The organism is Ligilactobacillus saerimneri (assembly GCF_036689625.1).
Lineage (GTDB): Bacteria > Bacillota > Bacilli > Lactobacillales > Lactobacillaceae > Ligilactobacillus > Ligilactobacillus saerimneri.
Genome location: NZ_CP144759.1, coordinates 17,208 through 35,390, shown reverse-complemented (window position 1 = coordinate 35,390; position 18,183 = coordinate 17,208). Strand labels below are relative to the sequence as shown.

At 44.1% G+C, this 18,183-nt stretch carries 19 protein-coding genes; 5 read left to right on the top strand and 14 right to left on the bottom strand.

From position 1 onward, the window contains the following. Positions 1-43 precede the first annotated feature (43 nt). From V3C97_RS00170 to V3C97_RS00160, 3 genes are all read right to left on the bottom strand, one after another. Positions 44-895, bottom strand: a complete 852-nt coding sequence (locus V3C97_RS00170) for an aldo/keto reductase (RefSeq protein WP_338434221.1) — start codon at positions 893-895, stop codon at positions 44-46. A gap of 13 nt (positions 896-908) precedes the next feature. After that, positions 909-3,392 (bottom strand): excinuclease ABC subunit UvrA, encoded by a 2,484-nt coding sequence (locus tag V3C97_RS00165; RefSeq protein ID WP_338434220.1) that lies wholly within the window; start codon positions 3,390-3,392, stop codon positions 909-911. A 152-nt stretch (positions 3,393-3,544) separates the two neighbouring features. Beyond that, the gene (locus tag V3C97_RS00160; protein WP_338434219.1) at positions 3,545-3,979 is read right to left on the bottom strand and encodes a hypothetical protein; all 435 of its coding nucleotides are present in this window, start codon (positions 3,977-3,979) and stop codon (positions 3,545-3,547) included. A 181-nt stretch (positions 3,980-4,160) separates the two neighbouring features. Here V3C97_RS00160 and V3C97_RS00155 point away from each other — a divergent pair, with 181 nt between their 5' ends. Next, on the top strand, positions 4,161-5,027 hold the full coding sequence (locus V3C97_RS00155; protein WP_268889165.1) for an aldo/keto reductase: 867 nt from the start codon (positions 4,161-4,163) through the stop codon (positions 5,025-5,027). Between the two features lie 75 nt (positions 5,028-5,102). On the opposite strand, the gene V3C97_RS00150 is transcribed toward V3C97_RS00155, so the two are convergent. The 8 genes from V3C97_RS00150 to V3C97_RS00115 all read right to left on the bottom strand — a co-directional run bounded on the left by V3C97_RS00150 (position 5,103) and on the right by V3C97_RS00115 (position 9,829). Continuing rightward, positions 5,103-5,642, bottom strand: a complete 540-nt coding sequence (locus V3C97_RS00150) for a DUF3278 domain-containing protein (protein ID WP_338434218.1) — start codon at positions 5,640-5,642, stop codon at positions 5,103-5,105. Then, positions 5,639-5,842 carry a helix-turn-helix transcriptional regulator gene (locus tag V3C97_RS00145; protein ID WP_009552691.1) on the bottom strand — a complete coding sequence of 68 codons (204 nt, stop codon included), beginning with the start codon at positions 5,840-5,842 and terminating at the stop codon, positions 5,639-5,641. Before V3C97_RS00145 ends, V3C97_RS00150 begins: the two co-directional genes overlap by 4 nt. A gap of 164 nt (positions 5,843-6,006) precedes the next feature. Next, complete coding sequence (rpsR, locus tag V3C97_RS00140) at positions 6,007-6,243, bottom strand: 30S ribosomal protein S18 (protein WP_338434217.1); 237 nt, start codon at positions 6,241-6,243, stop codon at positions 6,007-6,009. Positions 6,244-6,260: 17 nt separating this feature from the next. Next, entirely contained in the window at positions 6,261-6,848 is a 588-nt protein-coding gene (ssb, locus tag V3C97_RS00135; protein ID WP_216543285.1) for a single-stranded DNA-binding protein, read from the bottom strand. Between the two features lie 35 nt (positions 6,849-6,883). After that, positions 6,884-7,171 (bottom strand): 30S ribosomal protein S6, encoded by a 288-nt coding sequence (gene rpsF / locus V3C97_RS00130; protein ID WP_009552686.1) that lies wholly within the window; start codon positions 7,169-7,171, stop codon positions 6,884-6,886. A gap of 217 nt (positions 7,172-7,388) precedes the next feature. Beyond that, positions 7,389-7,712: a branched-chain amino acid transporter permease gene (locus V3C97_RS00125; RefSeq protein ID WP_422392867.1), complete on the bottom strand. Its 324-nt coding sequence runs from the start codon at positions 7,710-7,712 to the stop codon at positions 7,389-7,391. 5 nt (positions 7,713-7,717) lie between these two features. Next, entirely contained in the window at positions 7,718-8,428 is a 711-nt protein-coding gene (locus V3C97_RS00120) for an AzlC family ABC transporter permease (RefSeq protein ID WP_338434216.1), read from the bottom strand. Between the two features lie 447 nt (positions 8,429-8,875). Beyond that, entirely contained in the window at positions 8,876-9,829 is a 954-nt protein-coding gene (locus tag V3C97_RS00115; RefSeq protein ID WP_338434215.1) for an AEC family transporter, read from the bottom strand. A 136-nt stretch (positions 9,830-9,965) separates the two neighbouring features. On the opposite strand from V3C97_RS00115, the gene V3C97_RS00110 reads away from it, so the two are divergent. Continuing rightward, the gene (locus tag V3C97_RS00110) at positions 9,966-10,544 is read left to right on the top strand and encodes an HD domain-containing protein (protein ID WP_268889158.1); all 579 of its coding nucleotides are present in this window, start codon (positions 9,966-9,968) and stop codon (positions 10,542-10,544) included. 118 nt (positions 10,545-10,662) lie between these two features. Here V3C97_RS00110 and V3C97_RS00105 read toward each other — a convergent pair whose 3' ends face one another. Continuing rightward, the gene (locus tag V3C97_RS00105; RefSeq protein ID WP_338434214.1) at positions 10,663-11,751 is read right to left on the bottom strand and encodes a DUF4767 domain-containing protein; all 1,089 of its coding nucleotides are present in this window, start codon (positions 11,749-11,751) and stop codon (positions 10,663-10,665) included. Between the two features lie 161 nt (positions 11,752-11,912). Here V3C97_RS00105 and V3C97_RS00100 point away from each other — a divergent pair, with 161 nt between their 5' ends. Then, positions 11,913-12,467, top strand: a complete 555-nt coding sequence (locus tag V3C97_RS00100; RefSeq protein ID WP_216543364.1) for an NUDIX hydrolase — start codon at positions 11,913-11,915, stop codon at positions 12,465-12,467. Between the two features lie 140 nt (positions 12,468-12,607). On the opposite strand, the gene V3C97_RS00095 is transcribed toward V3C97_RS00100, so the two are convergent. Then, positions 12,608-13,219 carry a B3/B4 domain-containing protein gene (locus V3C97_RS00095; protein ID WP_338434213.1) on the bottom strand — a complete coding sequence of 204 codons (612 nt, stop codon included), beginning with the start codon at positions 13,217-13,219 and terminating at the stop codon, positions 12,608-12,610. 192 nt (positions 13,220-13,411) lie between these two features. After that, positions 13,412-15,343: a sucrose-specific PTS transporter subunit IIBC gene (locus V3C97_RS00090; RefSeq protein ID WP_338434212.1), complete on the bottom strand. Its 1,932-nt coding sequence runs from the start codon at positions 15,341-15,343 to the stop codon at positions 13,412-13,414. A 242-nt stretch (positions 15,344-15,585) separates the two neighbouring features. On the opposite strand from V3C97_RS00090, the gene V3C97_RS00085 reads away from it, so the two are divergent. Together V3C97_RS00085 and V3C97_RS00080 are read left to right on the top strand one after the other, a co-directional pair. Further along, positions 15,586-17,076, top strand: a complete 1,491-nt coding sequence (locus V3C97_RS00085; RefSeq protein ID WP_338434211.1) for a sucrose-6-phosphate hydrolase — start codon at positions 15,586-15,588, stop codon at positions 17,074-17,076. A gap of 18 nt (positions 17,077-17,094) precedes the next feature. Then, complete coding sequence (locus V3C97_RS00080) at positions 17,095-18,081, top strand: LacI family DNA-binding transcriptional regulator (RefSeq protein WP_338434210.1); 987 nt, start codon at positions 17,095-17,097, stop codon at positions 18,079-18,081. The last annotated feature ends 102 nt before the right edge of the window (positions 18,082-18,183 follow it).

The window sequence follows — 18,183 nt, the reverse complement described above, 5'->3', positions numbered from 1 at the left end:
TTTTTTATTGGTTGATTGCAAGAAAAATTAAAACGTTATCATTTTAAATCATCGCTAACGGTTGCTTTTGGGTCGGGGTTGGGAACTCTTGTTGTAGTTGTATTAACTCTTGTTCTGTCAAATATAGATCGCCGGCTTGAACATTTTGCTGTGCATGTTCAGGTTGCCTTGTCTGGGGAATCGCAATAACTCCCGGTTGCCGAATAACCCAGGCTAACATCACTTGAAATACTGACACTTGGTGCGCTTGAGCAATTGCGCGTAAAACACGGTTATTAGTCAACCTTTGGGTTCCCAAAGTATCACCCTGAGCTACTGGTGAATATGCCATCAGCGGCATTTTCTGGGCTTGTTGCCAGGGTAACACATCGTACTCAATCCCGCGTTCGCCAATATTGTAAAGGTCTTGATTGACAACACACTGGTCACCGCCAGGCGTCTGCCACAATTCCTCCAAGTCAGCGCGATCAAAATTTGATACTCCCCAATGGCGAATTTTGCCGGTTGCTTGGAGCCGATTCAACTCGGATACTGTTTCTTCCAACGGTGTTGATCCGCGCCAATGATACAGGTATAAGTCAAAATAATCTGTTCCAACATTGCGTAGGCTCTGGTCTAAGCTGGCTTCCATTCGTACTGCATTAGCATTAGCCGGTAAAACTTTATCAACTAGGTACACCTGCTCACGTGCATAGCCCTGAAGTGCTTTCCCTACCAGTCGTTCAGCTCGCCCATCGCCATACATCTCAGCGGTATCAATCAGTTGCGCCCCCGCCGTCAAACCTGCTCGAATAGCAGCAATTTCTTGCTTTTCTCGGCGGGGATCATCACCCATGTGCCATGTCCCCAGCCCGATTGCCGGAAGAACTGTTTTCCCAATGGTTACAGTTTTCATGCCCCTTCACTCCTTAATCATTAAAATGTGTTAAATGAGCACGTAAATACTTGCCAGTTAAACTTTGTTCTTGGTGCGCAACGGCGGCTGGCGTCCCAGTAGCAACAACCTGTCCACCTGCATGTCCACCCCGAGGCCCCAGATCCACTATATAATCTGCGTTTGCAATCAGGTCTAGATCATGTTCGATCACAACAATTGTTGCCCCCTGCTCTAGCAACCGATCAAAAACGGCCAGAAGAAGTCGTTCATCCAAGGGATGCAAACCAATTGATGGTTCATCGAATAAATACAATGTCCCATGCTGGTCTTTACTCATATCAACAGCCAATTTCAAGCGCTGGGCTTCACCCCCAGAAAGGGCCGGAGTAGCTTCACCAAGATGTAGGTAACCTAACCCCATTTCTTTTAAGCCTGCCAGAACTGTTCCTAACTTTGTAGTATCAGCAAAGTGGTCATGAGCTTCACTAACCGTCATCGCTAAAATCTGTGCCAGATTGAACCCATGCCAAGTAACTGTCAGTGTTTCTGCATTATACCGTTGACCGTGGCAAGTAGGGCATGGTTGGACCATATCTGGAAGATACTGGATGTCTAAGTTTAAAACTCCGGTTCCTTTGCAAGTAGGACATGCTCCTTGCTTAGTATTGTATGAAAAATGACTCACTGTCCATTTCTTTTCTTTGGCCGCTCGTGTACTGGTGAATTTTTGTCGCAATATATCCAAAATTCCGGTGTACGTGGCAACCGTTGAGCGAACGTTCTTTCCTACTGGCGTTGCATTGATTTCCACAACTCGCTTAATATTGGGGGCATCCAAGAAATCTACGTGGTTGGGTAATTCCTGCCCCGTCAGCTGGGCTTTAAGTGCTGGTTCAAGACTTTCCATAAACAAAGTAGTCTTACCAGCACCAGAAAATCCTGTTACTGCTGTCAGCCTATTTTCAGGAATCTGGACACGCACGTTATGCAAATTATATTTATCAGTGACATGCCAGGTGATTTGGGGAACACTCAGCACTACTGGGGTTGTGGAGCGAACCCGTAGTCGTGCCGTCCCTGCCAGGAACGGACCAATCAATGACGCCGAGTCCTCCTTGATCTGCTCAACCGTTCCCTGAGCTATGACTTGACCTCCACTATGCCCAGCCCCGGGCCCAAGTTCAACCACCCAGTCAGCCGCCCCGATCACCGCTGAGTTGTGATCTACCACTAGAACTGTATTTCCTTGAGCTACTAATGCACGTAATATTTTGATTAAACCAACGACATTAGCCGGATGCAAACCAATCGAAGGCTCATCCAGCACGTAGAGTACCCCGGTGGTTGCAGTTCGCAACGTCCGGCTAAGTTGGATCCTTTGCAACTCGCCAGTTGATAAACTGGCTCCTGCCCGATCAAGCGTCAAATAATCTAGCCCAAGGTCGATCAACGGCTGCAAGCTTTGGCAAAATTCGGTCACCAAATTATGTGCTAACTTTGCCATAGTTGGGGGCAGGCTAGGTTCAATTTTAGCCGCCCAGGTCGGCAGGTCCTTAATTTCCATCCGACTAACTGTAGCAATATCACATCCAGCTACCAAGCTCTTTAAAACCCAAGGCTTAAGCCGAGTCCCGTGGCAAGTCGGACATTCCGTGAAATCATAGAACTTGTTGAGCTTTTGCAGAGTCTTTTCGTTGCTGCTGGTTTGCATACTATCTTCCACCGCTGCATAAGCACTCTCATAAAGCGCATTAGTATGAAAAACCCGGCCCGTCTTAGTTGGAAGGTTTACTTCGTATTTACGCTTAGGCCCATGGAGGACAAATTCCTGATCTGTTGGACTTAACTCACGGAAAGGTCGGTCAATATCAATCCCTAGTTGTTCAACCATCGCTGGCATAAAATTACGCCCCGGAAGCCGCCAGGTCGCAATAGCTCCAGCACGAATTGATAAACTATCGTCGGGAACTATCCGGCTCTCTACCAACTGTTTAATTTCGCCCAAACCCTGACAAGTGGGACAAGCACCCCGTGAATTAAAAGCAAAATCCTCGGCTGCTGGGGGCATAAAACGGTTCCCGTCAGCTGCTTGGACATCCAACCCTTCTGCCACTCGCAACGTCGGTTCAGCCCGACTGAACGTTTGCGGATGGACATGTGAACCCAGTCGGGAAAATAGGAGGCGCAAAACGTTCGCACTTTCAGTCATTGTTCCCACCGTACTGCGCTTATTAGGAACGGTCGGTCTTTGACGCAGAGCCAAAGCTGCTGGCAAATGACGAATAGTAGTAACATCTGCCTTGGAATCTTGACTAATACGCCGGCGTGTATATGTCGATAAAGCATCCAAATACCGCCGAGCCCCTTCTGCATAGAGAACCCCCATGGCTAAAGAAGACTTTCCTGAACCAGATAAACCACTAATCGCAATGAATTTTCCTAAAGGAAGATTGAGGTCAATATTCTGTAAGTTATTAACCCGGGCCCCGCGAACTTCAATTTCTTTATTTTTCATTAGATCTCTCTCCAACTATCATTGATGATGGCAATACAAAAAAGCAACGTATGCCAAAGTCCGTAGCAAGTTATCTTATCAATAACCACTATAGCACTTCATATCATTCGTTGCTTCTATTGTTTTAATTTTTTATGTTTCGCATTAAATAATTACTGTTGCACAATCTTAATAGCACTAGCCAACATCATTGCTGCATCATACAGATTCAACGATCGGTACTGCAACTCTGTAAACCCGTCATGGTAATAATCCACTACCTTTTTAAACGGGCACCATACTAGCCCCATTGGTGGACCACTTGGGTCAAAGTCACCCGCAGCATATGACAAATCAAACAAAGCCACCACCAAGCGACAAATATCATAAGAAGTAGCCTGCCCCTGGTCAATCTGCTCAATTGCCAGGGTGCCATTCGAATGTGAAACAAAAGTAATTTTCACTGTGGGAGAAATCTCCAACAGCCGGCATAATTGTTGCACCAAAGTTTGTGCATCTTGTTGGTCTAACTCTACCAACACCCCGTGGCGAATGATATACCCGATGATATACCACAGCTTGAACCAATGTGGTGTCTTCTCTGACATAACAATCCCCTACAATAATAGTCTCGAGCATGCTCACTCTGCACCCATTATATCTGTTTTCCTCACCAGAATAATAGTCAAATTATTTTTATCTCACATAGCACCCAAAGCAGATTAATTCCCCTCCGTTCTAATAACACTTATAATAAGTAAGGTAATACCAATTAATAAGGAGGATATTATGATGACACTCACTAACGTCAACTCACCACTGACCTTAAATAATGGAGTTGAAATTCCATGTGTTGGTTACGGTACATACAAAACTGATCCGGCTGCCACGGCTACGGCTGTAACAGCCGCCATCCAAGCAGGTTACCGTCATATTGATACTGCCATGGTTTACCGCAACGAAGAAGGCGTAGGCCAAGGGATCAAAGCTGCCGGCGTGGATCGGAAAGAATTATTCATCACTAGCAAACTCTGGAATACTGACCGGGGTTATGAAGCTACCAAAGTTGCTTTTCAAAAGACTTTAGACCGTCTAGGCTTAGACTATCTTGATCTCTACTTAATTCATTGGCCAGCTAACGAAAAACAATTTGGTGCTGAAGCAGCTAAAATTAATGCCGAAACATGGCGGGCTATGGAAGAACTCTATCATGCAGGGAAGATTCGTGCTATCGGACTGAGTAATTTCATGCCCCACCACGTTAAAAAGCTACTAGAAACAGCGACTGTTAAGCCAATGGTTGACCAAATCGAAGTTCATCCTGGTTGGACCCATGCTGATGAAATTAAAGAACTACAAGCAATGGATATTGTTGTTGAAGCATGGGGACCTCTCGGCGGTCAGGGGGCAACGGTTTTAACCAACCCAACTATGCAGGAAATCGCCACTGCTCACAACAAGTCAACTGCCCAAGTCAGCCTACGCTGGGTTCTTCAACAAGGAGTCTTGCCTTTACCAAAGTCTGTCCATGTAGACCGGATGAAGCAAAATATGGATATCTTTGACTTTGAGTTATCTCCTACCGAAATGGCAACAATTTCTGCCTTGCCAAACCTCGGTGGTCAATGCAAGGACCCTGACGATGTTGATTTCTAAATCTCAAAAATCATTATAAAGATAAAGCAAAGGAGCATATACAGCGTACATTGTATTTGCTCCTTATTTGTTTATTCATTCTTCATTAACTTCTTTAATCCGCCGTAAAGCAATAATCAGCATTATGACTGTCCAGCCACCACCAGCAACCAGCGAACCCCATAGGTACCGTCCTTGGAATAGGAAGCTAGCATAACTCTGGCCACTACCGCCCCAGGCAATTGCAGTGTTGAGCAAGTGAAACATCACCGTAAACCACACTCCTGCAATCAAAGTCCGAATAAGTGCCCAAATTTGCGCCCGCTTCTTTTCTTTTGGTGTAGTTACCTCCTGCTCTGTTAAGTGTAAGCGGCCAACCGCGCCACCCAGGTATGCCATCACAACTAATACGACCACCATATTAAACCAAACGTAAGCTAACAGGGCTGTTTCTGCCTGTATCTGCCAGGCAACAGCAAATATCGCCCCTAACGCTCCTAGCATTTGTAAGGCCAATACTGGAATCAACGCTGTATTGCCAATCCGGTTCAATTGGCCTAACCGGTATTCATCCAGCGGACCTGCAATCCCGTAGAAGTGCTTGATTATCCGTGTGAAAAGTGTTGTTTGTGTCATTTCTTGTCACGCTCCTCCCAAAATAGGGTATTGAGATCCGTCCCCAACGCCCACGCTATTTTTAAGCACAGATCTAACGATGGATTGTACTTATCATTTTCAATCAAGTTGATTGTCTGCCGTGCTACTCCTACTTGTTGTGCCAGCGCCTGCTGGGAATAATCCGTATGCTGACGCCGATATTCTCGTACCCGGTTCATCCATCCCCCTCCTTGTCGTTTATATATGACCTTTTGTCGCTTATAATGTACACCAAAGTTTCATCAATGTCAAATATAAATGACAATGTGCACACAAAAAAACCGGAGATGAAATTCATCTCCGGGTTATTTATCAATAATATAGTTAGCGTATTGCCACAGAATTAGTCTTCGTTGACAAATGGAAGCAACCCCATGATACGTGCACGCTTGATAGCGATAGTAACACGACGTTGGTTCTTAGCACTAGTACCAGTTACCCGACGAGGTAAGATCTTACCACGTTCTGAAATGAAACGGCGTAACAAGTCAGTGTCTTTGTAATCGATGTATCCGATGTGGTTTGCAGCAATAAAGTCGACTTTACGACGACGACGGCCGCCACGACGGTTTTGTGCCATTGGTAGTTCCTCCTTAATTAGAATGGTAGGTCATCATCAGAAATAACTTTGCCGTTCTGGTCATCACTAAATGGATCTTGGTTAAGATCTTGGTTTTGATTACCAGTGTTCCCCGACATCGGAGCGGCATTGTTGGAGTAACCCTGGCTCGGGTTGCTATAACCACCGGCTGGAGTATTATTTCCCCCAGCATATCCGTTATTTCCGGATGTGAAACCGTTATTTGGAGCACCACCTTGACCCATGCCGTTACCACCATGTGTTTGTCGGTACTGTTCCGATTGGGAACGACTTTCCATCAGGGCAAAGGAATCTACCACCACTTCAGTCACGTAAACCCGTTGACCTTGTTGGTTTTCGTAGTTTCTCGTTTGCAACCGCCCATCGATTCCCACCATTGAACCTTTATGGGTAAAGTTGACAAAGTTTTCGGCTGACTTCCGCCAAATTACGCAATTAATGAAATCAGCTTCCCGTTCCCCTGCTTGGGTCCGGAATTGCCGATCAACTGCCACCGTAAAACTTGCCACCGCTACTCCACTTTGGGTATAACGCAATTCTGCGTCCCGGGTCAAACGACCTGTAATAACGACTCTATTGATCAAGGTGCATCCTCCTTTATGATTTTAAAAAGAGTTGATTAATCTTCACGCTTTACGATCATGTGACGTAAGATACCATCATTGATCTTTGCAAGACGGTCAAATTCGTTGATTGCTTCAGCGTTGTCAGCAGTTAAGTTAACAATGTGGTAAGTACCTTCACTGTAACCACCGATTTCGTAAGCAAAACGACGCTTAGACCAGTCTTTTGAATCTACGATTTCAGCACCATCATTCTTAAGAATGTTGTCAAAACGTTCTACCAAAGCATTCTTTGCTTCTTCATCAAGTGATGGGTTGATGATATAAGTAATTTCGTACTTCACGACTGTTTGCACCTCCTTATGGACTATTGGTTCTATATTTTAAATAAGAACAAGGAGAGTAATCTAATGCTTTGTGCGACTTAGATACTCACGAAGTAGAATTATAACATGAAGCACTCCGACACGCAAGCCTGAAATCAGCGTATAATCCTCTTTAAAACAACTTTTATGCTAATTTTCTCCCCATTCTATACATACGTTATAGTAGCTTTTTTTGTCAGTTAAAAACGTAATTCACTAATAATATGTACACCAGTGTTCCTCCCAGCAAAGAAAAGACCATCTGCCGCCACCAATGGAGGCCAGCTGTAATCAAACCAGCAATAAGTTCGGGAAGCCCATGGTTACCCTGAAAAAGGTCAATTCCGCGGTAACAGTACACTACCAACATTGTCATGATTGCGGGTGGAAGGAACTTTCCTAATTGGACAATAAAAGGTGCTGGTCGCTGATTATCTCGGCGAGTAAAGAGTACAAACGGAAGATACCGTGTTAAAAAATTAACCACGGCTGCAAGCGCAATCGTTAACACCTGTTCCATTAAAGTCACCGCTGTTCCTCCTTTTGCTGCTCATGCCAATACTTCACTGCAAATTCTGCCACCAATAATAAAAGCGTCACAACCAAGAAGTATCTCTGTCCAATCAATACTAAGGAAACTAGGGTAATTACCATGCCACTAAGCGAACTTAAATGGCTTTTTTCTTTCCGCACTTGGTCGACAGCTAGGCAAATAAAGAGTGCGGTCATAATAAAATCTAGTCCCTTGATTTCCATTCCCAAGGCACTGCCTAGTAGACCACCTAGGCACGCCCCGGTTACCCAATAGAAATAATTCAAAATGGTAATCCAGACATGCACTGCAGTCTCATCATAGCCTTGGGGGACTTTGACATAGTAATTCAAAACGAAAGTTTCATCCGCCAACCCGTAGATCAAGACCCACTTCCGCCATCCTTGCAGCGGATATTTGGTCAACATTGACACTCCATAAAAAAACTGGCGAAAACCTAGCACAGCCGTCAACATTAAGACACTAACCGGGTTAAACTGCTGCAAAAGCATGTTAGCGATGAAAAACTCTACTAATCCACCATAAATTGTCGCTGCCATCAAAGTGGGAAAAAGAAATGAAAAGCCTAAGTTATGCATGTAAAGTCCATATCCGATCCCCAAAAACATAAAGCCAAACAAAACCGGCAGTGATGTTCGCAGTGCATACTTGAAATTATTTGGCAAATTTGTCCTTGAATCCATCCCGATCCCCTCCTAGTTTCGTTCTAGTGTACCAGAAATTCTACTTTTTCTAATGAAGAAACCTATAAAAATGTGGAGGCAGATTAAGTCTACCTCCACTTAATGGTGATATTCTCTTTAAACTAACTACGAATGTCTTTTCTGATGATATTCATCATTCGTTACCCTAGGTTAAATCACGCTTTCTACCCGCACTACTCAGCACCTCTATTGTCGTGCCTCACATTGCAAGCGGCTCGTCTGTAAATAGCAACTTCGGCGATGATAAAATCATCACCATCAGTTGCTCCTTACAGCACGCCTCTTACCCGCAATGCTCAGCACTTCTATTCCTTAACGTGTTCACCAGCTCAAAAGCCTATGGATAACAACACCCCAATGGATGACTTCATCATCTCACCGGGGTGTCCGTTATCCTACGCCTTTTACCCGAGCTGGTTCACACTTCTATTTAACCACCATCTGCACAACCACCATCCATAATGGCACCGTAACAGCTGCCATCAGCGTTGTTTCCGTAACCATCACCGCTGCATAGTCCGCATCCGCCTGATATAATTTAGCCACGATTGGAGCATTGGTCATAACTGGCATCGCAGCTTGAATCACGAAGACCTGCTTCATCAATAAGGGCATTGAGGCTGGCATTACCAGTAAAATCATCAGTAACGGTGCCACCACAAACCTCCCCAACATAATTAAAACCGCATCCCGATCAAAGCGTAACCGGCGCAGCCCAGCATTAGAAATGGCAATTCCAATAAATAACATTGAGAGCGGAACGGTTAATCCACCCAGATAACCACAAGTCTGCATGATAAATGCTGGTACATGGATATGAAGGATGATCAAGACTACTGCTAAGATAAAGCCTAACAGCGGCGGTGAAAAAATCTTGCTTAACACTTGGCGCCAGTTCACCCCTGCTTTATGCTTTCCATCATGCTGGATCAGCCATACTCCCAACGTCCAAAAGAAGGTGGTGTTGGCCATGTAGTATACCAATACATACGGCACCGAAGCACTCCCAAACAAAGCCATGTTGAGCGGCAAGCCTATAAAGACCGTATTTGAATTAAAAAACATCGAAGTAAATAGACCCCGGTGTTTTTTCCTAACAGCACAGATCCGCGCAATTGCAGTTGCTAAGGCAAATAGAATTGTCATCGATAGTACCGGATAGCGCAAATCCGGGAGTAACTGCCGTAGCTCTGACGCAGTAAACCGCTTGGTAACGGTGGCGATCATATAGGCAGGAAGTGCCACCTGGGTAACCAACTGTGAAATAATGCGCGGTGATTCTGATGAAAACCATTTTCTCTCATTCATTAAATACCCTAGCGCCACCATGATCAGAATAATACTGACTCCTGATAGGGCAGCTACAATGACTCTCTCCATCTTGTTGCCTTCTTCCCTAATAAATCATTTTAATAGTTTTCATTGTATGCCTAATCGCTAAGCAAATTCCAGCCCACCTGCAACGAAAAGGTTTACAATGTTGATAATAATCTACTAGGAGAGGAATGACTCATATATGAAAAAAATGTCCCGTGATCAAGCTTGGTCCTTACTCCAAAAATATGTTGATGATCCTTCTTTATTGGAGCATAGTCTAGTTGTTGAAACTATCATGCGCTACTATGCTCGGCTCAACAACGAGGATCCTGATGTTTGGGGTGTGACTGGTTTACTTCATGACTTAGACTGGCAGAAGTTTCCTGAAAAACAACATTGTTTTAAAACGGCTGAAATATTACGCGCTCATAGTGTCGATGAACTCTATATCCACGCCATTATGAGTCATGACTGTCACTGTACCGGTGTTTTTCCAAAAACACCGTTGGAAAAAACCCTGTATGCTATCGACGAACTCAGTGGTATTATTCTTGCCGATATCCGGATCCGCCCTTCTCAAAGTGTTCTCGACCTCAAAGCTAAATCAGTTAAAAAGAAGTTTAAATCACCTTCTTTTGCGCGAGGAGTCGACCGTAATGCGATTACTGAAGGGATTGCATGGTTAGATTCAGATTTAACCACTACCATCAACCATTGTCTGACCGCCTTACAAGAAAATGCCGCAGCTCTTGGTCTAGTAGGAAATATCGACCAATAATTACTACAAAAATAGCGCCCTATCGCCTAGCAACAGCCGATAGAGCGCTATTTTAAGTTTACTTTTCTCACTATTAGCCTAAATCAAAATATTCTAAGTCAGAATACTTTATTATTCATCAACGATACTGCAGGTCACTATACTGTGTTGCTCCCTGATTATTAGCCATGGCTTCACTTGGATAAAAGACTGCATCAACCCAGGCGCCGGCACCACTACCACTGACAACTACCGGAACCTTTTGTCCATTAACTTCCTCGGTATGGGCCGAATAATATGACCCGGCTCCCGCACTTTGGTACCAACCCCGAATATTGATTGTGTCCATCCCGTGAACCTGGCCAGCCATTGCAGATGCCCAACTCTTTGTTCGTTCGATATCTGCACTAGTGACAGTACCTGGATCTGGCATCTGCCCTTTGCGACGGTAGAGAACGTAATCATACGTCTTGCCATCGCCGTCAGTGAGCGTAATTTGGTGATCAGTTACTACAATTTTTGCTGAACCATATTCATTCTTAGCGTACCAGGTTCCCCGCATAGCTACTGGAGTCGTCACATAGCCGTCACGCTCATCATCATGGGCATCATCGCCTTTAGAACTATTCGCACTTGCACTAGTTTGCGAACTCTTGCTACTGGAACTATCTTCTTCACTGACAGCTTCTTCTTTTTCTACTTTTTTAAGCTTAGTTGCACGTCCTTCAACTATATTGGCAAAATTATCTTGCAAATTATCATTCTTGGTTGGGACCCAATCGTTTTCTTGCCCTTGGTTTACCAAGACGATTGGTTCACCATTTTTGATCGTAAATGCGTATGTAATACTACTGGAATCTGACTGATCATAATTGTATAAGGCAACTACATTGTAGCCTTTAGTTCCCTTTCCTTTTTTATACCAGGTCATATGACCTGTTTTCCCTTTGACAGTAGCAGTCTTCAGGTCTGCTGGATAGGTCATCCCTGCAGCTGTTTTTAAAGCATGGTGCCCATCATATTTGGTATATTCTTGGTTCATTGTCTTTTCCCACTTGGTGATAAATTGGGCCAGCTTCTGATCCTTTTTCTTAGACCATAAAGCAACATCCGCTTTTTTGGTTGTTTCTTTAACCACCCGCGGTTGCGACTGCTTGTTACGCCCGCATCCTGCCATTAAAGTAACTAAACTCAAAGTGGCAACACTGACAGTAAGTAATTTTTTCATAAAATAACCTCACAATATCTCCATTCTACTATCTACTACAACTACATTTTAAACTATTATGAAACTTCCCTACAATGCCCAGTTTATTGCATTTCACCTGCCTGTATTTTTCTTTCGTGATACACTAATCAGTGCATATTTAGAGAAAGAATGTGACCCAAATGACTTTTAATTTTTGCCCGCAATGCGGCACTAAACTAGTTACCCAGACTGTTGACTTCAAACAACGCCAAGTCTGTCCGCACTGTCATTACATTCATTGGAATGATAATGTGATCAGCGTTGGAGGCGTTGTAGTTAAGGATGGGCGCTACCTCCTGACCCAAAGAGCCAATAATCCGGGACGCGGTCATTGGACTAATCCTGGGGGGTTTGTTGAACAAACTGAAACTTTAGATAAGGCCATCGTCCGCGAAATCCAGGAAGAAACTGGGATCATCACCCGCCCCCGAGGAGTTTTTTTGATTGGGGAACGTCCTTTGTCATCCCTGCACACAATCTATGTTAACTTCTTATTGGATTATGTCTCTGGTCAAATAAATATCCAGTCGAATGAATTGATGAACGCCGGCTTTTTCTCACTTGCTGAGATGGCCTCAATGGACGTTGCTGGGCTTACCCGTGAAATCATCCACCGTGCACAAACCACAACCAACCTGCTTCCTTTCCAAGAAGTTAACCTTAATTACACATCCCAATATCGTTTATACGACTAAAAAACTGCTGCCCGCAAAGGACAGCAGTTTTTATTTGTGTCGACATTTTATTCCCATTCAAATTCTGGATGTTTGCGATCAACTATACCGGTTCGTGTTTTCACTCCAAAAATCGTTTCTAGTTGCTCTTGCAGTTCCATTCAGGCTTGGTCAACGCGATCTTTGTTGATATCTACAAACCCATCAATCGGGAAAAACACGTCTTGGGTAGTCGCGGTAATTTTTCCGTGTTCACTCTGGCGCCAAGTCCACCTTCTTGTGCGTACTTGGGAACCAACTGCATAAACCACTTCCCCAACTGGTGGTTCTTCTGCATGGTCCGTTCCTAAGGGAACAAATTGATCACCAGCCTGAGCTAATCGCATTGCCACTGGTTCAGCCACTCCATCCAGAGTATGGGTTCCCATCGGTAATGCATATTTGAGTGAGAGTGCATTATTGAGGTCCACTAATGGATTAATCGACGGAATTGCATGTCCCTTAGCAATCCGCTTAAACAGTGCTTCAACCGAACACGGAAACCGGTTGGGATTGATTCCTAATGCCCGAAAGGCCTCCCGGTATGGAATTATTTCTGGCTGTTCACGTACATTAACATCTCGATATTTAGTCTGTGCCTGCTCATTACTTTGTTTCAACATCGTTGTAATAGCATCATACGTGACTGCATTATTAATACCCTTGGCTACAACTACCCCAACATACATTTCCGGTAATTTTGCAAATATTTCCGGTGCAACAACAAATTTCATCAAAATCCCTCCTTTAGTAAAAAAGCTGGATAAGAATTACCGCAATAATTGCGACATCTTATCCAGCCCGCACAATGTGCAAACCCTCCGATGGATGGTTATTATTTACATTTTTTAGTTTACCATTTTTTGTTTATTATGTTTCACGTGAAACACGATTATTTTTTCAAAACTTTAAATATGTGCAACTACTTAATTCCGCTTAGTCAGAGCAATTAAGTTATCACCTGCTTGAACTGCAGTGGCGTCAATCCGTTCAACATTGGCGTAGTTATTGGTGTTGGTAATTACGACCATGACTGTCGGATCATAGCCGGCTTGCTTGATAGCATCAATGTCTGCTGTCCCTAGTACATCACCCTGCTTGACATGTTGACCTTGTTGAACCGCACTAGTGAAGTGGTCGCCCTTCAGGTTAACAGTGTCAATTCCGATATGAATCAAAACTTCCGCCCCGTCATCTGACTTGAGTCCGTATGCATGCTTTGTTTCATACGCAACAGTAATTTCACCATCAACTGGAGCAACAATTTGGTCAGAGCTTGGAATGATTGCCGCTCCGTTACCCATTGCTTTAGTTGAAAAAACCGGATCATTAACTGCCGTCAAACTTTCCGCCTGACCAGCAACAGGTGCTGTCACCACTTCATCATTTAAAGCCATATCAGCCACTACTTGCGCTGCCGCTGCATCTTGTGCAACTTGATCAGCCGCTGCCATCACTGGTTGTGGATCAACCAATTCACTATGACGCTTACCGTACATGTATGTCAAAGCAAAAGCAACTGCAAAACTAATCAATTCGGCAACCACGTACATTGGGATTGACTTTGCGTTGATGGACAAGAAGCCTAAGAACCCTGCTGAACCCAGGGAAACAGCGATCACTCGTGTTAATCCTGCAAAAGCAGCTGCCACACAAGAACCAGCCAAGGCACAGAAGAATGGGAATTTGAGCTTCAAGTTAACCCCAAACAATGCTGGTTCTGTAATCCCCAAGAGAGCCGAAACACCAGCGGATGAAGACAAGCCCTTCATCTTCTTATCCTTAGTTAATGTCCACACTGCAAAGGTGGCTGCCCCTTGAGCAACGTTCGCCATAGATGCTACAACAAAGATAAAGTCCCCAAAGCCAGTTCCATTTCTAAATGCAGAAATCAGCTGGGTTTCGATAGCTGGGAAACTTTGGTGTAACCCCGTTAATACGATTGGTGAGTAAACTGCCCCGAAGAGCCCCATACCAATAAAACCAGTAGTGTTATACAACCATACAATAACATTAGTGATTAAATCAGAAACTTCACGCATCACTGGTCCAACAACGATGAAGGTTAAGAAACCAGTAATAATTACTGAAAGCAACGGTGTGAACGTAAAGTCCACGGCAGCTGGCAACCGCTTATGGAACCACTTTTCTAACACTGACAGGATCCAAACAGCTGCCAAAACAGGAATTACTTGATAGTAGTAATTATTTTGGGAAACCTTCAATCCAAACAATACCCAGTGATGTCCTGGAAGTAAACCCGGGGTGGTCATGATCATCCCAATAGCAGCTCCCAAGAACTGGTTGGCCCCAAACCGCTTAGCAGCTGACATCCCTACTAAGATCGGCATAAAGATGAATGGAGCTGCCGACATCACTTGGATCATCTCAGATGCTCCAGCAATCCCAGGCGCCATTTCTACTACTGACTTAGGTCCAAAGAGCCCTGGTGACGTCAAGAAGTTGTTTAAAGCCATCAGCAAACCACCAGCTACTAACGCTGGAATGATTGGCACAAAAATATCAGACAATAGTTTGATAAATGCCATTACTGGGTTGAACTTTTGGTCTTTCTCCACAACTTTCTTTAGGTCTTCTGTCGAAAGTTCAGACAGGCCTGTTTCCTTGATCATCTCTGCATAAACATTATTTACATCACCAGGTCCGATAATTACCTGATACTGGCCATTAGTTTTAAAAGTCCCCTTTACATCTGGATTAGCATCCAGAGCAGCTTGGTTAACTTTTCCATCATCTTTGAGCACTAACCGTAACCGTGTAGCACAGTGTGCCGCAGCTACGAGGTTGTCGCGCCCAACGGCCTGAATAACCTCTTGAGCAACTTTTCTATGATCCATCGATCTCACTCCTCTAAAATTATGTAAGCGGTTTTCTTTTATCTGTATCTTATGATAACGCATTCTTTTTCTATGTCAATCGTTTATCACATTTTTGTTAATAAAATTTTTACATCGTAAAAAATCGACTATGAAATTGTATTCCAATAATTGACACACGTTTGACATAATTTGACAATCCGGGTAAAATTTTACTTAAATATAGAATACGGTTACACGCCTTAGTAAAGGAGTTTTCTCTTATGAAATGGACAACAGAAAAACGTTATCAGAATTATGATAACTGGGATGCTGCTACCCTATTACAGCTTCAAGCACAAGCAGCTAATTCCCCTTATCAAATGCATTACCACATCCGTCCTCAATCTGGACTATTAAATGACCCCAATGGTTTTTCCTACTATAATGGTGAATTCCATGTTTTCTACCAAAACTTCCCCTTTGGCCCGGTCCACGGACTCAAATCATGGTTTCATATGACTTCACCTGATCTTGTTCACTGGGAGAACAAAGGCCTTGCATTGATCCCTGACACTGTTTATGACAGTCATGGTGCTTACTCTGGTTCTGCTCTGCCCTTGCCTAGTGGCGACCTCTTTTTGATGTATACCGGCAACCACCGGGATGCAGACTGGATCAGAACTCCGTATCAACTCGGAGCTCTGATGGATTCAAAAGGAAACGTGACTAAATTAGACCATCCTCTAATCATGCCACCTGATTATGTTTCTGAACATTTCCGTGATCCTCAAGTTATTCGCTATAACGATACTTACTACGCTCTCTTAGGGGCCCAAGATCAAGAAACCAAAACTGGGCATATTGTCGTTTACAAGTCGCGCGATCTTAAACAATGGCAAGATCTTGGTTACCTTGAATTCACTGAGCAAGAAATGGGCTATATGATTGAATGCCCTAATCTCGTTTTTGTTAATGACCAACCGGTTCTAATCTTCTGTCCGCAAGGATTGGACAAAAATATTGCTTCTTATGACAATATCTACCCTAACATGTACCTTATCGGGGAAGACATCCGGCTCAACGGTCCCAAGATGACACCCGCACAACCACAACCCCTCAATCTTGACGACGGGTTTGATGTTTATGCTAGCCAAGCATTTAATGCGCCTGATGGTAAAGCATACCTTATTTCTTGGGTAGGCCTGCCTGATACTACCTACCCTACTGATTCAGAAGGTTGGGCTAACTGCCTTAGCCAAGTCAAAGAACTAGAACTTCGCGACGGGCATCTTTACCAACATCCCGTAGTTGCCATGGGATCTCTGCGCCAACAGGGAACATTACTTCGGCCTGAACGGCGCGTCAATGACCGCCAACAGCTGTTAGACCAATCCGGCAACCAATATGAGCTCAGACTGACCCTTCGCAAGAACCAACACGGTAGTTTACATCTAGCAGCTTCAGCAGATCTTTCCCAAGGATTGCGGCTTGATTTCAATACTGGTGCTGATGCTTCTTTGACCCTTGATCGTGGTCAAGCAGGGTTAGCTGTTGCAACTGATTACGGGACAACACGCACTATTACCCTACCAGCTCACCGTGATTGCCAACTCGACATCTTCATCGATGGTTCGCTCTGTGAAGTCTTTGTTAACGATGGGCATAATGTCATGACCGCCCGTTTCTTTGCTGATCCTTCGCACCAAACAGTAGCTTTCGTGGCCGAACAAGCTATTGACTTCACAGGCACCTATTGGCCTTTAAAAAAATAAAGGAGTGATTTATCTTCTATGGCAGTAAAACTTAGCGATGTAGCCAAACTCGCCGGTGTTTCACCAACAACTGTATCACGGGTAATCAACGATTATGGCTATATTAGTGACAAAACACGTAACAAAGTTCACCAAGCAATGCGTGAACTTAACTATCACCCCAACTCCTTGGCACGTTCTCTTCACGGTAAGCATACCAAGTTAGTGGGCTTGATCTTTCCAGGAGCATCCCATCCTTTCTTTGGAGAGCTAATCGAAAAAATCGAAGAGGAATTATTCGCCGCTGGCTACAAAACTATCCTCTGTAATGCTGGGGATGACAAGGAAAAAGAACGTGAATATCTGCGCATGCTTTTAGCCAATCAAGTTGACGGTGTAATTGCTGGCGCCCATAACATCGGGATCGAAGAATATAATCAAGCTGGCCTGCCAATCGTTGCTTTTGACCGCCAACTATCAGACCAAGTACCAATCGTTAGTTCTGATAATTACCAGGGTGGAGTCCTCGCTACCGAGGAACTTTATCAAGCTGGCTGCCGCTCAATTTATTTTGTCGGTAACCCCAATTCCCGCGTTCACCCTACCGATAACCGCCTTGCTGGTTACCAAGAAGTTATCAAAAAATATAACCTAACTAGTCATATCCATTCAGTAACTTTTGCTGAAACCACTACTTACAAGGCAATGCTCATTCGCGATCTTTTACAAACCCACAAGGTTGACGGCGTTGTCTGCACCGATGACTTAACCGCCTTATTGGTCATCAATATTGCCCGTGAATTAGGTCGTCGTATTCCTGAAGATGTTAAAGTGATCGGTTACGATGGCACCCAATTTATCCGGCAATACCACCCAGAATTGTCGACCGTTGTGCAGCCTATCGGCGATATTGCTAAAGTTTTAGTTGACCTGTTGCAGCGACGAATCAAGGAACCTAAACAAGCGATTGTGCCAAAAAACTACACTTTGCCGGTAACTCTTCTCCGTCGTTCTTCTAGTCGGTAAAATATTTCCTGGGAAATATGCAATTAAACATATCATATAAATAATTGAGTACCTTATTTAGTGAAGACGACAAAAAAGAGCTAGAAAATTCAATTTCTAGCT